Raw genomic sequence first — 1,799 nt, forward strand, 5'->3', positions numbered from 1 at the left:
CGCTTGTCGAAGCGGCCCACGGGGCTGTTTCGACGCTCTCGGAGCTCGCTCCGTCAGAGCATTCGCCGTCTCCTTCTCGCAGGGTGGCTGGCGAAATGCCTACCGCCTGCGAGGCCCTTTCCTGCAGGTCGGCCGCGCTCAGGTTCGCCAGGGCAAGCTGGCGGGCGATGTTGGCGTCCAGGTAGCTGATGATAATGAGGTAGGCGTCCACGGCGATGATACCCGCCACCATGGCCATGAGCATCATCACCCGCGTGTTCACGTCGGCATGCACCAGCACCATAATGGTGAAGGTGACAACTGGCTGCGCTATGAGGGCGGCCCATCCGATGCGGCGCAGCACGGGGTAGCGGCGACGGAACCGCTCGGCGCGTAAGGTGAGCGTCCGTCGGAGATCATCGGCGTTCAGCAGCGCGCGGATGAGGGTGCGCGTGCGGAAGCGCCCGCGGCCCTTGGCGGCGGCCTTTGCCGCGGGAGTGACCGGCTCGGCCAGCAGCAGGTCGGTGGCGCCGAGCTTCTCGTCGAACATGAGGTTCAGGTTGAAATCGGAGCGGCCCACCACCAAACCGATGAAGAAGCCGAGCGGCACGAACAGGAGCCCCAGCCAGAGCATGTCGTATAAGTAGTCCAGCCCGTAGAAGCCGCCGATGGCCTCGCGCATGGCATCGATTGAGTAGGTGAAGGGCAGCATCGGGTGGATGAAACGGAAGAAGTCGGGCATCATCTCAATGGGGAACATGCCTGATGAGCCGGGAATCTGCACGATAAGCAGGATGACGGCCACAGCCTTGCCGATGTGGCGGAAGGCGTAGGACAGGGCGAACATGAGGTTCACGTCCACGAACACGGTGAGCAGGCCCGCCCCGATGAAGGCCGCCGGGCTCTCGCATTGGATGCCCAGCACGAGGTCGCCCGCGCAGCACACGAACCCCATGGCCAGGCCGCACACCACATAGAACAGCCAGCGCCCGAAGTAGGCCTGCACAGCGGTGAACTTCGGCAGCCCCTCCGGATCTACCCGCAGCTTCACCACGGCCATGAGAATGAAGCCGGCCACCCACAATGCCAGGTTCGTGAAGAAGGGCGCCACGCCGCTGCCATAGTTTCTCACGGGGTACACAAGCTGCGTGTCCAGGGCCACGGGCGCCGCCATGAAGCTGCCGATCTCGGCGGGATCGGCTTTCAGATATTCTGCCAGGCTCTTCACGGCCGCGGAGTTCTGCAGGGAGGTAAGGTCGGTGAGCGAGCGGGCGAGGTTGTCCTCCATGGTGGCCAGGGAATCGGAGGTGGTCGCTAGCGAGGCCTGCGAGGATTTCAGCGTGCTCTCCAGTTCCGCGAGCAGTGAGCGAGCCTGGTCAAGGGACGGGGACAGGCCGCGTAGGGCCCCTTCCAGGGTACCGCAGGCCTCTACCTGCGCATCGAGGCTGTTCGTCAGGTCGGGCAGCACGCTGCTCTGGAACGTGCCCGCGGCGGCGCGGACGGCATCGGCCCCCTCGCCAGCGGCCTTGTCGAGCGCATCGGCTTCGTCTTCCAGCGCGGAGGCCGTGGCGGCCAGGTTGTCGTTGGCGGTGCGCAGGGCGCCTGCGGTGGCGGTCAGATGCTCGTTGGCGGAGCGTACCTCGCCGAGCGCCTGGGCTACGGCGGGGTCGGCGCCGGCCGCACCGGCTTGCGCTGTCAGATCGTCCACGAGCGTCTGGTTGTCGGCAAGCAGCGTCTCGGCTGCGGCGAGTGCCGTCCGCGTGGCCGCCTCGGCGGCTGCCACGTCTCCTCTTACGGTGCCGAGCGCGCGCTGCGTTCGG

General features: G+C 66.5%; 1 protein-coding gene. It reads right to left on the reverse strand.

Translation table 11 applies throughout. The features are described from left to right. Positions 1–1,799 (reverse strand): YhgE/Pip family protein (locus tag ACTOXK_RS11560; protein WP_482279957.1); only part of this gene is annotated, 1,799 nt, incomplete at both ends.

It is taken from the genome of Adlercreutzia sp., assembly GCF_056795635.1.